14 protein-coding genes are annotated in these 15,383 nt (G+C 59.7%); 3 read left to right on the top strand and 11 right to left on the bottom strand.

Annotated elements, in window-relative coordinates:
• Positions 1-67: 67 nt before the first annotated feature.
• Positions 68-595 (bottom strand): Lrp/AsnC family transcriptional regulator, encoded by a 528-nt coding sequence (locus tag QRN52_RS00740; RefSeq protein ID WP_284750899.1) that lies wholly within the window; start codon positions 593-595, stop codon positions 68-70.
• A 92-nt stretch (positions 596-687) separates the two neighbouring features.
• Between QRN52_RS00740 and ald the strand changes: the two genes are divergently transcribed.
• The 3 genes from ald to QRN52_RS00725 all read left to right on the top strand — a co-directional run bounded on the left by ald (position 688) and on the right by QRN52_RS00725 (position 3,167).
• Entirely contained in the window at positions 688-1,803 is a 1,116-nt protein-coding gene (gene ald / locus QRN52_RS00735) for an alanine dehydrogenase (protein WP_284750898.1), read from the top strand.
• 67 nt (positions 1,804-1,870) lie between these two features.
• Positions 1,871-2,128: a hypothetical protein gene (locus QRN52_RS00730; protein WP_284750897.1), complete on the top strand. Its 258-nt coding sequence runs from the start codon at positions 1,871-1,873 to the stop codon at positions 2,126-2,128.
• A gap of 544 nt (positions 2,129-2,672) precedes the next feature.
• Entirely contained in the window at positions 2,673-3,167 is a 495-nt protein-coding gene (locus QRN52_RS00725) for an HtaA domain-containing protein (protein ID WP_284750896.1), read from the top strand.
• Positions 3,168-3,567: 400 nt separating this feature from the next.
• On the opposite strand, the gene QRN52_RS00720 is transcribed toward QRN52_RS00725, so the two are convergent.
• From QRN52_RS00720 to QRN52_RS00675, 10 genes are all read right to left on the bottom strand, one after another.
• Positions 3,568-4,332, bottom strand: coding sequence for a type 1 glutamine amidotransferase (locus QRN52_RS00720; protein ID WP_284750895.1), 765 nt, complete (start codon positions 4,330-4,332; stop codon positions 3,568-3,570).
• Between the two features lie 201 nt (positions 4,333-4,533).
• Complete coding sequence (locus QRN52_RS00715; RefSeq protein ID WP_284750894.1) at positions 4,534-6,306, bottom strand: helix-turn-helix domain-containing protein; 1,773 nt, start codon at positions 6,304-6,306, stop codon at positions 4,534-4,536.
• 4 nt (positions 6,307-6,310) lie between these two features.
• On the bottom strand, positions 6,311-7,462 hold the full coding sequence (locus tag QRN52_RS00710) for an NAD(P)/FAD-dependent oxidoreductase (RefSeq protein ID WP_284750918.1): 1,152 nt from the start codon (positions 7,460-7,462) through the stop codon (positions 6,311-6,313).
• A gap of 5 nt (positions 7,463-7,467) precedes the next feature.
• On the bottom strand, positions 7,468-7,704 hold the full coding sequence (locus tag QRN52_RS00705; RefSeq protein WP_284750893.1) for a ferredoxin: 237 nt from the start codon (positions 7,702-7,704) through the stop codon (positions 7,468-7,470).
• Positions 7,705-7,709: 5 nt separating this feature from the next.
• Positions 7,710-8,903: a cytochrome P450 gene (locus QRN52_RS00700; RefSeq protein WP_284750892.1), complete on the bottom strand. Its 1,194-nt coding sequence runs from the start codon at positions 8,901-8,903 to the stop codon at positions 7,710-7,712.
• A complete protein-coding gene (locus QRN52_RS00695; protein ID WP_284750891.1) occupies positions 8,900-9,640 on the bottom strand; it encodes a gamma-glutamyl-gamma-aminobutyrate hydrolase family protein in 741 nt (246 codons plus the stop codon). The genes QRN52_RS00700 and QRN52_RS00695 overlap by 4 nt, the downstream gene beginning before the upstream one ends.
• Before the next feature lies 1 nt (position 9,641).
• Positions 9,642-10,415, bottom strand: coding sequence for an SDR family NAD(P)-dependent oxidoreductase (locus tag QRN52_RS00690; RefSeq protein ID WP_284750890.1), 774 nt, complete (start codon positions 10,413-10,415; stop codon positions 9,642-9,644).
• Positions 10,416-10,475: 60 nt separating this feature from the next.
• The gene (locus QRN52_RS00685; RefSeq protein WP_284750889.1) at positions 10,476-11,921 is read right to left on the bottom strand and encodes a glutamine synthetase family protein; all 1,446 of its coding nucleotides are present in this window, start codon (positions 11,919-11,921) and stop codon (positions 10,476-10,478) included.
• A 208-nt stretch (positions 11,922-12,129) separates the two neighbouring features.
• The gene (locus QRN52_RS00680) at positions 12,130-13,836 is read right to left on the bottom strand and encodes a diflavin oxidoreductase (protein WP_284750888.1); all 1,707 of its coding nucleotides are present in this window, start codon (positions 13,834-13,836) and stop codon (positions 12,130-12,132) included.
• Complete coding sequence (locus tag QRN52_RS00675; RefSeq protein WP_284750887.1) at positions 13,833-15,200, bottom strand: aldehyde dehydrogenase family protein; 1,368 nt, start codon at positions 15,198-15,200, stop codon at positions 13,833-13,835. Before QRN52_RS00675 ends, QRN52_RS00680 begins: the two co-directional genes overlap by 4 nt.
• Positions 15,201-15,383: the final 183 nt, after the last annotated feature.

Here is a 15,383-nt window from a genome sequence, read left to right as displayed (position 1 = left end):
CACCAATGAGCGCTCCGGTGGTTATCCTTCCCGACTCGGGCTTCGACGGCAGTTTGTCTTAGGCCACCTAAAGTCCGAGGGCGGTTCCGTGACCATGTTCAAACACGAGGTTGGTCTGAGTGCCTGCGACGGCCGGATTCGATGACAGATGATCCAGTACGAATTGACGGATGTGTTCGGTGTTCCTGGCCGTGATGTGGATCAAGAAATCGTCTGCACCTCCAAGTACGAAGAATTGTTTGATTTCGGGCAGATCCCGCAGCTCGTTTCCGAAGGCGTTCATCAGATGCCGGGCGCCAGGCCTAAGCCTCACGCTAACCAAGGCTTGGAGGGGCAGGCCCATCGCTTCGGGGGCAACTTCCACGGTGAACCTCTTGATCACGCCCGACTCTTTGAGGGCCTTGAGGCGGGCAAGACAGGTTGTAGGCGCAAGCCCGAGGGCTTCCGATAACGACTGATTGGTGCGCCTTGAATTATTGGACAGCAGGCCCAGAAGCTTCTGGTCGACTTCGTCCAGAGTCACTTGTTGCAGTTTCTGCGAGTCCGACACCTTGTAACGCTCCTCACAATGCGGGGATTGACCAGTTTCCCCCATTCTCCCGCAGATACTGCGAGAAAAGCTCGAGTTTCCGCATTTTCTGTCATTCTTTTGCCCACAAGTATCAATCCCCTCAGAAAGCATGAGTCATGATCATCTCCGTACCCAAGGAAATCAAGAACAACGAGTTCCGCGTCGCCATCACGGCCGCGGGCGTGCATGAATTTACGGCAAACGGCCACGAGGTGCTTGTGGAAACCGGCGCAGGCGTTGGTTCCGGCATCAGCGATCACGAGTATGCACTTGCCGGAGCCGAGATGGTTCAGACTGCAGACGAGGCCTGGGCGCGGGCCGACATGGTGATGAAGGTAAAGGAACCCGTGGCATCTGAATACCGCCACTTCCGCAAGGGCCTACTTCTCTTTACCTACCTTCACCTCGCGGCGGAACCCGCACTGACGCAGGCGCTTGTCGACTCCGGAGTCACGGCCATCGCCTACGAGACCGTCCAGGAAGGCCGAGCCCTGCCGCTGCTCGCACCGATGTCCGAGGTGGCGGGCCGGCTGTCCGTCCAGGTGGGTGCGACCTCGCTCATGGCGCCGGCCGGGGGTAAGGGTGTGCTGCTCGGCGGCGTTCCGGGCGTCCGTCCCGCCAAAGTCGTGGTCCTCGGTGCAGGCGTCGCCGGCACCAACGCCGCGGCCATGGCGCTGGGCCTCGGCGCCGACGTGACCATCCTGGACATCAACATCAACCGGCTGCGCGAACTGGACGCTCAGTACCAGGGCCGCCTGAAGACGGTTGCCTCGAACAAGTACGAGATCGAAAAGTCAGTGGTGGACGCCGACCTGGTGATCGGTTCGGTCCTGATCCCGGGAGCGAAGGCTCCGAAGCTGGTCACCAACGACCTGGTGGCCCGGATGAAGCCCGGCTCGGTCCTGGTGGACATCGCCGTGGATCAGGGCGGCTGCTTTGAAGACACGCACCCCACTACGCATCAGGAACCCACGTACAAAGTCCACGACAGCATCTTCTACTGCGTGGCCAACATGCCTGGCGCCGTTCCGAACACCTCCACATACGCGCTGACCAACGTCACGCTCCGGTACGCGGTGGCTCTGGCCAACCACGGAGTCAAGGGCGCTTTCGACCGGCTCCCCGCTCTCGCCGGCGGTCTGAACGTGGCGGCAGGCAAGGTCACCCACAAGTCTGTCAGCGATGCCCACGGGCATGACCTCGCCGACTGGCAAGACCTCGTAACGGTCTAGGACATCGTCTGTGTCTGCCGGATAGAAGGCAGACACAGCCCGCTCCATAGGAAGGGCACAGCATCGAATGGCATTTCACCTGCAATCGAAATGGCAGCCGCTGATTGGCCAGCTGGTCATCGTTAAACTTCAGGATGATGAGATCCGCCGCGGAGTTGTCGACGCAGTTACCGATGATGATCAAATTCTGTGGCTCGGCGGTGACGGCGCCGAGCACCGCCGCCTCTTTCAACGAGCAGACGGTTTCAACGTGTGGGTCGACTACCAGTGGGAAACCGATAAGACCAGCCTTGGCGCCGGCTTCCAACATGCGGCTGCACCATGAGGGACGGTGCGTCTGAAGGCGTAAAGCATTGGGAACGGCCTCATGATGATTATGAATTGTCATGGGCCATTACCCGGCTGCGTTCCCAAAGAGGCCCCGGTGAACCCTCGGGTGTTCTTGTCACCTGGCACGGCCCCTGGTCCTACACTCTGGAGCTCTGCCACCAGATTCCTCCCGGGCTCGTCTACGAGTGCATCGCGCCTGAACGGCTGAACAGGGCAATTTGATTCAGGACCTGTTTGACTGGTGGAACCATCCGCGCTTTTCGCCTATCGAGTGTTCCAACGCCAGGTGACCATGGCCCCGGCTGCGTCCCGTCAGCAGGCTCTGGACCTCAACGACGAGTCGGTTCCAGGGTCCGCCTTTCCTTAGGGATGGGCACAAGGCACATGGCCGATGCGAATGCTGTGCCCGAGGTACATGTCGTTCATCTGAGTCGGCACGAAAATGGTCGAATATGAAGAGTCGGTAAGCCACTCCCATTCCTGGCGTGGGCGGGAGCACCACCGGCAGTGTGCAACCTGGCAACGACGAAGGAACCCTGATGTCCGAACTTACTGTTGAAAGAGCAGATCTCGGCATGGCCTGGGCGGTGAAAGACAGCTTTGTCCGGTACGTGCAGTCCATGCACGATGGACGAATACTCCTGCGCGAGGGTGCCGCCGTGACCAATACCCGACAGTTCTATTTCCCCTTCAGAACTCTGGATGAGTCTCACGGGGGTAACTTTGTGCTCCAGTTCGGTGGAGAGGCCCGCTTCCTCGCCCATCATGGGCTTATGTCGGTCTCAATTAGCCACCCGAAGATTGAAGTGGGGCCCGACGGAGCATACCTGTCCATCCAACAAGGAAACGAGACCGTGCGCCTCGCCAATCTCGATCTGCCGGCGGTGTCGGTGGAAGACGGCGTCAGCATGTGGGCGAATATCCAGGTCGCGCTGACGGGCTCAGGTACGGCTGTCTTCGCAGACAGCTACTCTGCCGGAGAAATCCTGGCACCGCTGACCATGAGAGCACCATCGCTCGTGAAAGTATCGTGACGCGGTCCCGGGAGGAACGCCTGGAAAGACCTTTCGTTACCCGGATCTCGACTCCCCGGGTGCATCTGAGCGCCACGGACCCGGCGAACGACGTATTCCTGCCCGTAGGTTTACTGGACCCACGGGCAAGAATCGCTGTGCGGCTGGTCCAAGATACGTCCAAGCCGCGGCTACAAGCCGCCACACAATGTTGGTTTACGGAGAAGCCACTGTTGGAGTCGTTCGAACCATAAATGTGTCCATTCGCGAGCCGAGCATCGTGGGCGGACGTTGGCGCCGCTGACAATGAGAGACCCCAATCCGCTGATCGGGCCCACCGGAACAACTCGCTGGTCTGCCACAGCTAAATTGCTGTAGTGGGTCTTGCTGGGCCCGCAGCTTTGTCTGCGGGCCCAGGGATTTAGCCTGCAGCTACTCCAGTAGTGGCACGCACAAGCCCAGAGAAACGTCGTGCCAGTGCTTCTGTGTGGGCCGCCACCGTCTCGTCCTGCTGCTCGAGTTCGCTCATCCCTTGGCCCGCCCGCTGGAGGGCCAAGGGATCGTTATCGTCCACCAGGGTCAACCACTGACGGTAGCTAACGGGCGAAAGTTCCGGGTGAAATTGAACGCCCCACAACATGTCACCCAAGCGAAAGACTTGGTGTGGATACTGATCGCTCATGCCGAGCCAGACCGCAGAGGGCGGAAGTTGGGCGATCACGTCGCCGTGCATGGACCCGGCGAGGAAGGGACGCGGTAACCCGCCCACGAGCTGATCCTCGGCTGCGTCGGCTTGCCAATCGACCCGAACTACCCCTGCCTCAAGGCCCTGGTCTCCCCGGGTGACGGTTCCACCGAATGCCTGTGCCATCAGCTGAGCTCCAAGGCAGATGCCTAATGTCGGCTTCCTGTTGCCGGAAGCGTCGACAATGAGGTTTCGAATATCTGCAAGCCAACTGTAGACGTGGTCATCCAAGGAGCTCATGTCCCCACCCAGAACCACCAAAGCGTCCTCTTCGACGTTTTGCGGGATAGTGTCGTGATTAAAGGGCTGGACAACTCTTGCGGTAATTCCCTCGTCGCTTAACCACGAAGCGAAACGGTCAAGGGGACAGTGTGGATCTGGCTGAATGACCAGGACCTGTATGCTGCCGGTTCCTCCGGATGACTCAGTGTGCGGCTTCATTCTCGAATTTCCTTTTTGAATTAGAACGGGACCTGACATAACCCTGTGGGCGTGCATCGGGCTCCCGCTGGAGCAGCTCAAGGTGCTAGGCGTTTGCGTTCCTGCGGACACTGACCGCTCACTACTATGGAGCAGTTCCGCTCTTAGCCGCAGGGCATACTGAACACCTGGATTTAGCTCTATGTGCTGCACGAACGCTTACTACTTGCCGCTTTCGCGTATTGCCAGGCGGGCAGCAATGCCTGTAGGCAGCCAGTCTCCTGCTTCCTCGAAGGAATGCCCGATGAGCTGCTCCACACGCTGGAGGCGTTGCCGGAGCGTGTTGCGGTGAATGTGCAGCTTCGAGACTGTGTCGGCAATGGATCCTTTGTTGGATAGAAGCATTGCAACTGTTTCGGCCAGCTGCGTTCCATTTTCCGCGTCGTACTGCACAAGGGACCTTAGTTCAGCGAGCACGCCCTTAATTTCTGCAGACATCCCCTCCCCCACGAGCGGCAGTTCCTGCAGATGTTCTATATCACTGAACGAGGTGACTCTTCTCCCTGACGTCCTGCCGACCAGTTCTGTCCACGCCAGTGCGGTTTCGGCGTCCGAAAGCGCTGGCTGTAGAGAGGCGACGTCGCGCGCCAGTGGACCCACGCCGGCGAAAGCTGAGACTCCACGGTGTTCGTCGAGGTCAGAAAGAGTTGTCTCCAGCTTCGCCTTAATCTCTTCTCCGGAGCCGGAGGCGGTATCGATAAAGAGCAGGCTGAGGGGGCCTTCCGTAAAGACGAGGGATCGGGGGCCGGCCAGCTCCTGAAGATAGGGGGCGATGCGCCTGGACACCGCATCAGAGTCGAATTTCAGCCGTTTCACCCGCACCAAGACCGGCAGAGTGCGGCCCTTGGACCAGCCTGACTCCTCGAGAATGCGGGCGAATGTGCTCGTGCCGACGCTTCGGAGCAAGCGTGAAGCATGGGATGAACCGACGGACTCCAGTTCCACTGCTTCAAACAGGGCGGCCAGCTGAGAGCAAATGGCGCTCAGCCGATCGAGTTCTCTGGTTGAATAGCGGCGTGGACGATAGCACGTGACGATGCCCCGGGTGCTCGTCAGGCCAAAGGAGACAGATATCCGCTCGTGTCCGGCGAAATTGGATTCAATGAACTCGGACGTTGCCGTTCGTGAGTGAGTGGTTCGAACCGTGATTCCGCTTCGCTCGCCCTTGTCCATTGCGACGGCGGTGGGCGGCGACGTGGCTGGACCACGCCCGAAATATTCGATGACGCAGCCGTCGGAGCTCATGTGCTTAAGAATCGCCTGGGAGGCCACTTGGGCGCACTGCAGGACGGACGTGGCGGAGTTGATCGGGAAATCGACAAGGAAATGCGCTGCTGCGGATTGGCGCCGCAAGTCATCAACAGTCTCAGCCTGCAGCAGGCCGCTGGCAAGCAGCACTCCCACCTCGTCAGCAATCAGCTTTGACTCCCAGGTGAAGGCTTCCTCCTCATATGACCAGAGGCTGAACACGCCAAGGAGGGTCCCGGTCGGTGCCACGATCGGGACTACCAGCATCGAATTGAAATCTTCTTCCTGGAGTTCGCTGATGCTGACGAACCGCGGGTCCTGCTGAATGTTCTTGTTAAGGACAACCGACTGTCTGGTAAGCCCTACCCAGCCAGTTACACCTTCGCCGAGGCGAAGGGTGACTCTTCCCACTTGCTGGCTTTGCACTCCAGCGGTGCCTGCGCGCATGACAAGGACTTGTTCCTGTTCATCCCACAGGTAGACGAAAACCCCTGCTGAGTCTGTTGCCCTGGCTACCAAGTCCACTGCTCTTTGAGCAAGCGCGAGTGAATCAGGTCCTTCCGCCATTAGCTGCGTGAGCTCGGACAACGTATCTGCGCGAAGCTCTGCTATTTGGAGTTTATGGCGATAGTCAGCGGGCAGGACCTCATTCGGTTGCGAGGCCGCGGGCTCAGCAGGGGATTTCATAGTTTCAGCTTAGAAGGCTCATGCCCATGGAGGCCCGGCTGAACTGCCTTGGCGCGTTGACGCCGATCCAGGCCACGTCCTCCTCCGTAGATCCAATCCGGTACAAGGCGGCGTTGCGTTCCTCTGCAGCGTACACCTGTACAAGTTCGCCTGCCGACGGAAGCATCCCGTGCACCTGTACCTTTCGGCCGAACTGCTCCGTCCAACCATACGGAGCCTGTTCCAGTTCCGCGGATTCGAAGCCGGCAAAGTACTCAGCCAAGGCTGCGCCATGCCGTTGGGCCTGGGTCCAACTCTCGAACCGCCGAAAGGTTCCGTCCTCGGCCTGCCGGGCCGAAACGTCTCCGATAGCGAAGATGCCGTCGGCGATTTCACCGGTGGTCAGCAGGGATTTCCCGTCCGCTGTGCAACGGACTCCGTTGGAAACGTCAAGCTCGCTGTAGGTCAGCCATTCGGTATTGGGCCGCGCGCCGACAGCGCTAATAACCAGGTCGGCGTGCAGGTCAAGGCCGCTGATCCGGACCGCCCAGTGAGGATCCGTCTTCTGAATGGATTCCACAGCAACACCAAAGTGAGTTACAACACCGGCCTGGTGCATCCATGCCTTCGCTTCCTCCCCAAGATGTCCTGAAAAGAAGCGCTGCATAGGTTGCGGAGCCAAATCTACTACCGTGACGGCAAGCCCACGTTGGGCGAGCGTAGATGCCAGTTCCGCACCAATGGTTCCGGCGCCGACGATAATCGCGCTGGTGGCTCCTGCATCCACGGCGTTTCGCAGGGACAGGGCATCCTGGGCGGTTCTTAGGCTCAGAACGCCCGCCGGCTCGTTCGGCAGCCGGATTGAGCCGGCTCCTGTTGCGATTACGACCGCGTCAGCTGCTACTTCTCCGAGCCTGTCCAGCAGGACCGTCCGCTTGTCGGTGAGCAGCCCGATCGCCTTTGCGTTGAGGATCGGCGTAGCCTCCGGCCACCACTCGGCCGGTTCGACGGAACCAGTGCCAAGAAGAAATTGCTTGGACAGCGGGGGCCGGTCGTAGGGCGCATTCGGGTCTGAATCAATGACGATAAATTCGCCCGCAAAGCCCAGCTCGCGACTGCGTTCAATCAGCATCGCCGATGCAACCGAAGCGCCAATGACCACAACCCGTTCTGGCATATGTGTCACGACGCCGAAACCTCTGACGCTTTCTCGCCGGCATCGTTCGTTTCCCGTTCCAAAATTGCCCGTTCGGGGCAGTTCCGGATGGCCTTGCGGACGTTGGGTTCATCGCCGCTGTTTTCGCGGCCAGGAATGACGTGCGCGTAGCCTTCCTCGTCGATCTCAAAGGTTTCGGGTGCCAGAGCCCAGCACCGGGCGTGGCCTTGGCAACGCCCTCCGTCGACCCAAAGTTCTCCCATGGTGATCAAGCTCCAATCTTGAGGGTAAGCGGGCCGACGCCGTGCCACGGTTCGTCGTCATTCGCCCGTTCAAAGTGAGGGACAGCCTTGAGGAATTCCTCCATGGCGATAACCATCTCCGCGCGGCCAAGGTTCGAGCCAAGGCACCGGTGGATCCCTCCGCCGAAGGCCAGGTGGCGGTTGTCTTCACGGTCAATCTTGATTTCATTGGGTTCTTCGTAGACCTCTGGGTCTCGGTTGCCCGCGCCGAAGACGAGCACGACGCGTTCACCGGCCTTGATCTCCTGGCCCCGGACAACTGTGTCCTTCTTCGCGGTCCGGGCCATGGCCTGGACCGGGGAAAGCGTCCGCAGGAACTCTTCCGCAGCTGTGGGGATCAGGTCCGGGTTTTCACGCAACTGCTGCTGGGCCTGCGGGTTGCCGGCAAGGTACCAAAGGGCGGAACGGATCGCCCAGGCGGTCGTGTCCAGCCCGGCCAGGAAGAGCAGGTAGCAGTACGACAGCAGCTCTTCACGCGTGAGCTTCCGGCCTTTCACTTCCGCTTTCAGAAGCTGGGTGATCAGGTCATTGCTGGGTTCTGCTTCCGGTCCGGCCTCTTCACGTTCGTCGAGAAGACGGTCGAAGTAGTCGTTGAGCTCGCGTCCGGCCGCATATGCCGTTTCCGGATGCGCGGTCCGCTCATAGATGATCTCGTCAATCCACCGGTCGAAAATGGGCCAGTCCTGCTCCGGATATCCGGCCAGCCGGCTGAAGATAATCGTCGGCATCGGGCGGGCAAGCTTCGCCGAAACATCAACGACGTCGCCGGCCGCGAGGACTTCATGGCATAGCTGTCTGGCGGTCTCACGCATGCCGGGTCCAAGCTTTGAAACATTCATGGGAGTGAACATCGGCAGGAGGATCTTGCGGAAGTCAGCGTGGGCTGGCGGATCGATGTCGATCGGAATCAGGGGGACATCGGTGCCGAAGGGGGGTAGGATCATTGAGGGTCCGACGGCGAAAGTGTCTGGGTCCTGCTCGGCATTGAAGATGTCCTCGCTCTTGGTGACGTACCAAAAGCCTCCATACTTGTTGCTGTGTCCAACAGGGCCGTTGGTTAGGATGTCCTGGTATTCGTCGAATATGTTGTCGAGCGACCGTCCGTGGAAGTCAAAGTCTGACTTGTTGTGGCTGAGTCCCCGCTCAGTTTCTGTGCTCATGAGAATTGCTCCTGAAGTGGTTGCTGTGACTGTGCGTACGCTGCGGCCTTCTCTACGAGATCAACGAAGAGGGCCTTCTGGGCTTCGTGATAGTCGACCATGTGCTCTGGATGCCATTGGACTCCGATGAGGCGGGCATCATCGGCTTCAATTGCCTCGATGACGTCGCCTTCCCGTCCCACGACACGAAGGCCGGTTCCGAGCTTTCCCAAGCCCTGGTGGTGGTAGCTGTTCACCGGGATGCTCAGGCCTTTGGCGATCCGGGCTAGTTCGGAATCTGGTTCCAGTTGCACCCTGTGCCAGGGTTCGTGTGAAGGGTTGTCCTGCCAGTGCCCCCTGTCCGGGCTCACCTCCTGGACGAGGTTTCCGCCGCGTATCACGTTGACAAGCTGCATCCCCCGGCAGGTCGCCAGGACGGGTATGCCACGGAGCATGGCCTCGTTATAAAGCTCGATCTCGAAATCGTCTCTGATATCACACACGTCGTAAACCGTGTCGATCGGGTCCTCGCCGTACAGCCGGGGGCTGATGTCACCGCCACCGGTGAGGATGAGCCCGTCAAACCCTTCAAGCGCGCCCTCCGGAATTGTTGCCGTTGAGGGAAGAATGGCAGGACGGCCTCCCGCGGCAAGCACGCCGTTGGCGTAGGCCATGTTCTGGACCGTTGAAGGCATCGGGCCAAAGGCGGTATCGACGATCTGCCGGGCCGCGGAAATAGCAATGAGGGGCGCCCGCATGTCAGTAAACCAGCCAACCACCGTCGACGTGAATCGTGGTACCGGTCACCCAACTGGCCTCGTCGCTGGCCAGGAAGGCGACTGCATTGGCAACGTCCGATGGGCGGCCGATTCGTCCGAGCGGCGTACGGTCAAGGAGGAACTTCACAGCATCCTGGTTTTCCAGCACGGACTTGGTGAACGGGGTCTCAATGAAGCCGGGGGCGACAGCGTTGACGCGGATCTTGGACGCTGCGGTTTCGATTGCCAAAGCCTTGGTGAACATAAGAAGTGCACCCTTGGAAGCGTTGTAGTGCACCTGAGGATGCCCGCTGCTGGCGATAACAATGTGGGCCTCGACAGAGGTGATGTTCACAATGGCGCTGGTTGAATCCTCGCCCCGAGCCGCCGCACCCTTCTCCAGCAGGCGTCGGGCGGCCTGACTGACCAAGAACGGTCCGGTGGAGTTTACAGCGAAGACCTGGTCCCACTCCGCAACGCCCAAGTCATCGAAGTTGCTGCCCTTAACGATGCCTGCATTGTTGACGAGGGTGTCAAGCCGGCCGAATTTTGCGTCGATCTCTGCCATGCCGCTGCGGACCGAGGCTTCGTCAGCGACGTCCATAACAACAGGCACCATTTCCGGGTGCTGGACAACCAGACGCTCGAGCGCGGCCTCGTCACGGTCGAGGGCCACGACGGTGGCGCCCTCCTTGAGCAGCTTTTCTGCGATGGCAAGGCCGTTTCCGGACGCGGCTCCGGTGACAGCAGCGATCTTTCCGGGGTGAGTAGTCATTGGGTGCTTCTTTCTGGGTATGAAATGTGGAAATGGACGTTCTTAGCGCTGCACTGCGCGCTAGATTCGTTCCAGGTAACGTGCGATTTCGAAGTCAGTGACACTGGTCTGAAGCTTGCGGAGCTCCCAGCGCCTCGTCTGGACGTAGTGCCTCACGAAGGTTTCACCGAAGTACGCCTTGGCAACCTCGCTTTTCTCGAACTCTTCAATGGCCTGGTCGAGTGTTCCTGGCAGCTGTTTTACCTGGTGGCCCTCCTCCAAGGCATAGGCGTTGCCTACCACCCGCCTCGGGGCAGCCAGTTTCTGCTCCACGCCGTGAAGGCCGGCGGCGATATTCGCGGCAATGACCAGGTAGGGATTGGCATCAGCACCCGGTACCCGGTTTTCGATGCGGGCCGCACTGCCCGTTGAGGGGATGGACCTAATCGCGACCGTCCGGTTGTCGAGCCCCCAGGTGGCGCTGGATCCGGCCCACTGCCCACCTTCGGTCCTCTTGTACGAGTTGATAGTGGGTAGGTAGAGGGCCGTGAGCTCCGGTGCCGTCTCGACAATCCCCGCCAGGTAGTTGTACCCGATGGCGCTCAGCTCGCCGGAATCCTCGGCATTGGCGAAGGCTGACTTGCCGGATTCCGCATCCCAAAGGCTCTGGTGCATGTGCCCGGAGGATCCGGCCCACTCCGGGTTGATCTTTGCCATGAAGGATGCCGTGTAACCAGCCTCCGCTGCTACTTCCTTGACAGTGGCCTTAAGCCGGAGAGCGTTGTCGGCGGCAGCCAGGGCATCTGAATAGTGAATGTTCATCTCGAACTGGCCCGGCCCGTTTTCACTGTTGCTGGCCTCGATGAAGATCCCCTGCTCAGACAGGCGGCGGCGGATCTCACCAATGAGGAACTCTGTGCCTGTGTCCCTGACGAGGCTGTAGGTATGGCTTCCGGCGGTGATGGTGGTCAGGTCGCGCCAGCCTTTGGCGGCAAGGTCCGTTGGCGTGCCATTGAACAGGTAGAACTCGAACTCATAAGCGCAGACCGGCGAGTAACCGAGGTCTTCGGCTTTCTGCACAACCCGCTTGAGAATGCTCCGAGGACAGATCGCCGCAGGCTCCCCCGACAGCTCGTAGGCGTCGCAAATGACAGAAGCCACGCCGGGTTCCCCCGGAACGACCTTCAGGGTACTGAGATCCGGAAGGAGCGTCACGTCAGGATAGCCTGAGTCCCACCCCGTGTAGCTTAGATCAGAAATGATTTCGTCCTGAATATCCCAGCCGAAGATGATATTGCAGATATTCGTTCCGCGCTCAGCGACACTTTCCAGGAAGTAGCGGGCGGGGATGCGCTTACCGCGCCAAACACCGTCCAGGTCCACCACCCCCACCTTGAACGTCTTGATGTCGTTTTCGGAGACGAACTTTTGGAGCTCGTCGTGGGCTGACGCCGCCGCGGATTGATCCTGCATGTCGATAGCCTCGAGTTCTTGGAGGTCCTCCGGGACCTGTGTGATCGGATTCACTATGTACCTCTTTATCCTCATTGATATTCGTTACTGAAGACACTAAATGGGGGGCTTGCTTGCCGTATGTGCAAGTTGCACATCATGATTACCGGCTACATGCATTCGGTAAGTCAGGTCACATCCAGTGCCGTACGCAGGCCAATTTCGTGTTCCTGCCCACCCAGGACACGAAAGTCCCCTGATACTGGGCAGGGTCATGCGGGGCCTAGTAGACGTCCTTGACGTAACGGCCCTCGCTCTTCATGGACTGCAGGTAGTCGTTCGCCTTTTCAGGGGTCATTGCGCCGTGGCTGCTGAGCACCGTCAGCAGGGCATCGTCGATATCAGGTGCTATCTGTTTGCCGCCGCACACATAGACGGAAGCTCCGCCCGATAGCCAGGCAAAGATGACTTCACCTTCTTCGCGGATCCGGTCCTGGACGTAGAGCTTGCCCTGTTGATCCCGGGAGAAAGCCAGGCTGAGACGGTCCAGCACTCCGTTGCTCTGCAGTTCTTCCATTTCCGCCTGATAGAGCCAGGAAGGCTTTTCGTGCCGGTCCCCGAAGAACAGCCAGTTTCGTCCCCGGGCTTGTGAGACTTCACGGTCACGGAGGAAAGCGCGGAACGGGGCAACTCCGACACCTGGACCGATCATGATCACATCAGCTGAGTTGTCATTGGGCAGATGGAACTCGTGCGCCGGCAGCGGGAACACTTTTATGGCTGTTTTGGTGCACGCAGCGGACTGGAGGAATCCGCTGCATGCACCCGAGTGCCGCCGCCCGGCAATCTCGTAACGCACTGAGGAGACCGTCAAGTGGATGCGGTCGCCGTCAGCGAGGGGACTGGATGCGATGGAGTACGACCGGTGCTGCAGAGGCCTCAGCATTGAGAGGAACTCTTGAGGATCGATATCTGTTGTCCGGGTTTCCTGCAGCACGTCCAGCATGTCCCGTCCCCACAGCCAGTCCTCCAGCGCATTGCGGTCACCGGACTCGACCAGGCTCCGCACGGGATGATCCGGTGCGAGATCTTCAACAAGCCAGGCCACAATGCCCAGATGGGGCAGCCGAAGCTCATAGTCGTTTTGAAGCGTCTCCCGTACGGTCTTCCCGTCGTCACCGAACACCTCGCTTCCCCGGAGGTTGAGGAATGCTAGAAGGTCTTCCACGAGCTCGGCGGAGTTGGCGGGGATTACGGCAAGTGAGTCACCTGCCCGGTAGTTGCGGCTGTCGCCGCTAACCTCCAGCTCATAGTGCCAGACCTCTTTTTCGGACTCTGGAGCGCTAAGGAGGCGGGCCTCGACGACAGTGGCAGTGTCAGGTTCCCGGCGTGTGCTCTTGGGCTGCTCAGCGGGGTTTGCTCCTGGAACAGTGGAGCCTTCTGGGTTGTTGTCTCGCTTCTTGGGAACAACTGTCTTGAAGGTTTCGAGCATGCCCTTGATCCACTTGCCTGACGTCAGGTCATAGTCGACATCGCAATCGAGGCGGTCGAGGATTCTCTTGCCGCCGAGTTCGCCAAGGCGCTCGTCAAGGTCGATGCCAGCTTTGCAGAAGTCTTCGTACATGGAGTCACCAATGGCAAGGACGGCGAAGGGAACGTCCTTAAAGAGATCTGAACCGGCGCTTTGAAGCTGTTCCCAAAACGGTTGCGCATTGTCCGGCATGTGGCCGTTGTCGTGTGTGGCGGTAACGATCAACAGGCGGTCCTTGCGTGCCGCATCTTGCGGGGTCACCATGTCCAGGCTCATAAGCTCGGCTGAGTAACCTTGGCCGTTTGCCTTGTCCACGATCTTGGACGCAAGGAACTCAGCGTTCCCGGTCTGGCTGCCGTAGAGGACGCTAAGGGTCTGCACGGCGGTGTTTGTCCCACTGGATACTTCGGAAGAGGTGCCTTGGTTCGTCCGAACCAGCTCCCCTGTATCAGTTGTCACGGTTCTGTCCTTACAAACACGGTCTTGAGTTCGGTGTATGCCTCGATGGCAGCTTGGCCCAGCCCTCGACCGATGCCTGACTGTTTGAAGCCGCCATAAGGTGTCTGGATTCGAATTGATGAGTTCGAGTTGACCGAGAGAGTCCCGGACTCGAGTGCCCGCGCCGTCCGCAGGGCCTGGCCGACGTCATTGGTCCAGATGGAGCCGCTCAGGCCGTAAATTGAGCTGTTGGCCAGCGCGATGGCTTCCTCTTCGGTGTCGAAGGGAATCACCGAGGCGACTGGGCCGAAAATTTCATCGGTTGCCACCCGGCTCTTGGGGTCCGGGGCAATGACGATTCTGGGTGCCATCCAGAAGCCGGGGCCATCCGGTGCTTCACCGGCGGTGACGACGTTGAGCCCGTTTTCGAGGAAGCTGGAAACGGTGTCGCGGTGAGCTGCTGATACCAGAGGTCCAAGATGGGTCTTGTCGTCCAGCGGGTTACCAATTTTCAGTGCACGCGTAGACTCGATGAATCCCTCAACGAACTCGTCGAAGACCCCCCGCTGCACGAGAAAGCGGCTGCGTGCACAGCAGTCCTGGCCCGTGTTGTCGAAGACCGACATCGGGGCTGCCTGCAGACACTTGGCGAGGTCAACGTCGTTGTAGACAATACTGGCGGACTTCCCGCCGAGCTCAAGGGAGACTCTTTTCATCGTCGTTGAAGCCGCCTGGACGATGGACCGGCCGACCTCGGTGGAGCCAGTAAAACTTACCTTGTTAACATCCGGGTGTTCAGCGAGGGCATTGCCGATCCGGGCGCCCGACCCAGTGAGAACCTGAAGCGCGTCTCCGACGACGCCCAGCTCCTTCACGATTTCACCAAATCGAACAGTCGACAGAGGGGTAAGGGCAGCGGGTTTCACAATCACGGAATTACCGCTGGCCAGAGCCGGCGCGATACCCCAGGATGCGATAGGCAGAGGGAAGTTCCACGGGGCAATTACGGCCACAACACCCAGCGGCTCGCGGAAAGTCATGCTGACGCCGCCGTCGACCGGAATGGTGTCTCCGAGGATCTTGTCCACCGTTCCGGCGTAGTACTTGAAGCACTCGGCGACACCAAGAACTTCCTGTCGGGCCGCCGCCAATGGCTTACCAACGTCGGTGGATTCGAGCAAGGCCAGTTCGTCGCAGTGAGCGATGACAGCATCGGCAATAGCCCAGAGGGCATCACGGCGTTCAGCCAGTGGCTTGCGAACCCAAGCGCGCTGGGCGGCCCGTCCGCGTTCGACCGCTGCATTCACGTCCGGCAGGTCGTAGGCGGGCACCTCGCCTATCTTTTCTTCTGTAGCGGGGTTGTAGACGGAAATAATGCTGCTCATACTTGGTGCTCCTTCAGGAGAGTGGTCTTCGTCGGAAGATTCCTCGTCCCCATTTGAAGTCCGGGAAGCTCCGTTGTTACCGAGCATGCCCGGGCTCCCTGGGAAGGAGCGAGTGCGCCGGGCACCACATCAATGAGGGCCATGTGCAAACTGCACACCGGGGCGGTCCGTTCGAATGCTGTG

It is taken from the genome of Arthrobacter sp. efr-133-R2A-120 (assembly GCF_030209835.1).
GTDB lineage: Bacteria > Actinomycetota > Actinomycetes > Actinomycetales > Micrococcaceae > Arthrobacter.
This window is presented reverse-complemented; position numbering and strand designations above follow the sequence as displayed.

Excerpts from the sequence above, each read along its gene's own strand:
- QRN52_RS00740 (WP_284750899.1), bottom strand. The coding sequence starts at position 595 with ATGGGGGAAACTGGTCAATCCCCGCATTGTGAGGAGCGTTACAAGGTG.
- ald (WP_284750898.1), top strand. The coding sequence starts at position 688 with ATGATCATCTCCGTACCCAAGGAAATCAAGAACAACGAGTTCCGCGTC.
- QRN52_RS00690 (WP_284750890.1), bottom strand. The coding sequence starts at position 10,415 with ATGACTACTCACCCCGGAAAGATCGCTGCTGTCACCGGAGCCGCGTCC.
- QRN52_RS00695 (WP_284750891.1), bottom strand. The coding sequence starts at position 9,640 with ATGCGGGCGCCCCTCATTGCTATTTCCGCGGCCCGGCAGATCGTCGAT.
- QRN52_RS00720 (WP_284750895.1), bottom strand. The coding sequence starts at position 4,332 with ATGAAGCCGCACACTGAGTCATCCGGAGGAACCGGCAGCATACAGGTC.
- QRN52_RS00730 (WP_284750897.1), top strand. The coding sequence starts at position 1,871 with ATGGCATTTCACCTGCAATCGAAATGGCAGCCGCTGATTGGCCAGCTG.
- QRN52_RS00705 (WP_284750893.1), bottom strand. The coding sequence starts at position 7,704 with ATGGGAGAACTTTGGGTCGACGGAGGGCGTTGCCAAGGCCACGCCCGG.
- QRN52_RS00710 (WP_284750918.1), bottom strand. The coding sequence starts at position 7,462 with ATGCCAGAACGGGTTGTGGTCATTGGCGCTTCGGTTGCATCGGCGATG.
- QRN52_RS00700 (WP_284750892.1), bottom strand. The coding sequence starts at position 8,903 with ATGAGCACAGAAACTGAGCGGGGACTCAGCCACAACAAGTCAGACTTT.
- QRN52_RS00715 (WP_284750894.1), bottom strand. The coding sequence starts at position 6,306 with ATGAAATCCCCTGCTGAGCCCGCGGCCTCGCAACCGAATGAGGTCCTG.
- QRN52_RS00675 (WP_284750887.1), bottom strand. The coding sequence starts at position 15,200 with ATGAGCAGCATTATTTCCGTCTACAACCCCGCTACAGAAGAAAAGATA.
- QRN52_RS00725 (WP_284750896.1), top strand. The coding sequence starts at position 2,673 with ATGTCCGAACTTACTGTTGAAAGAGCAGATCTCGGCATGGCCTGGGCG.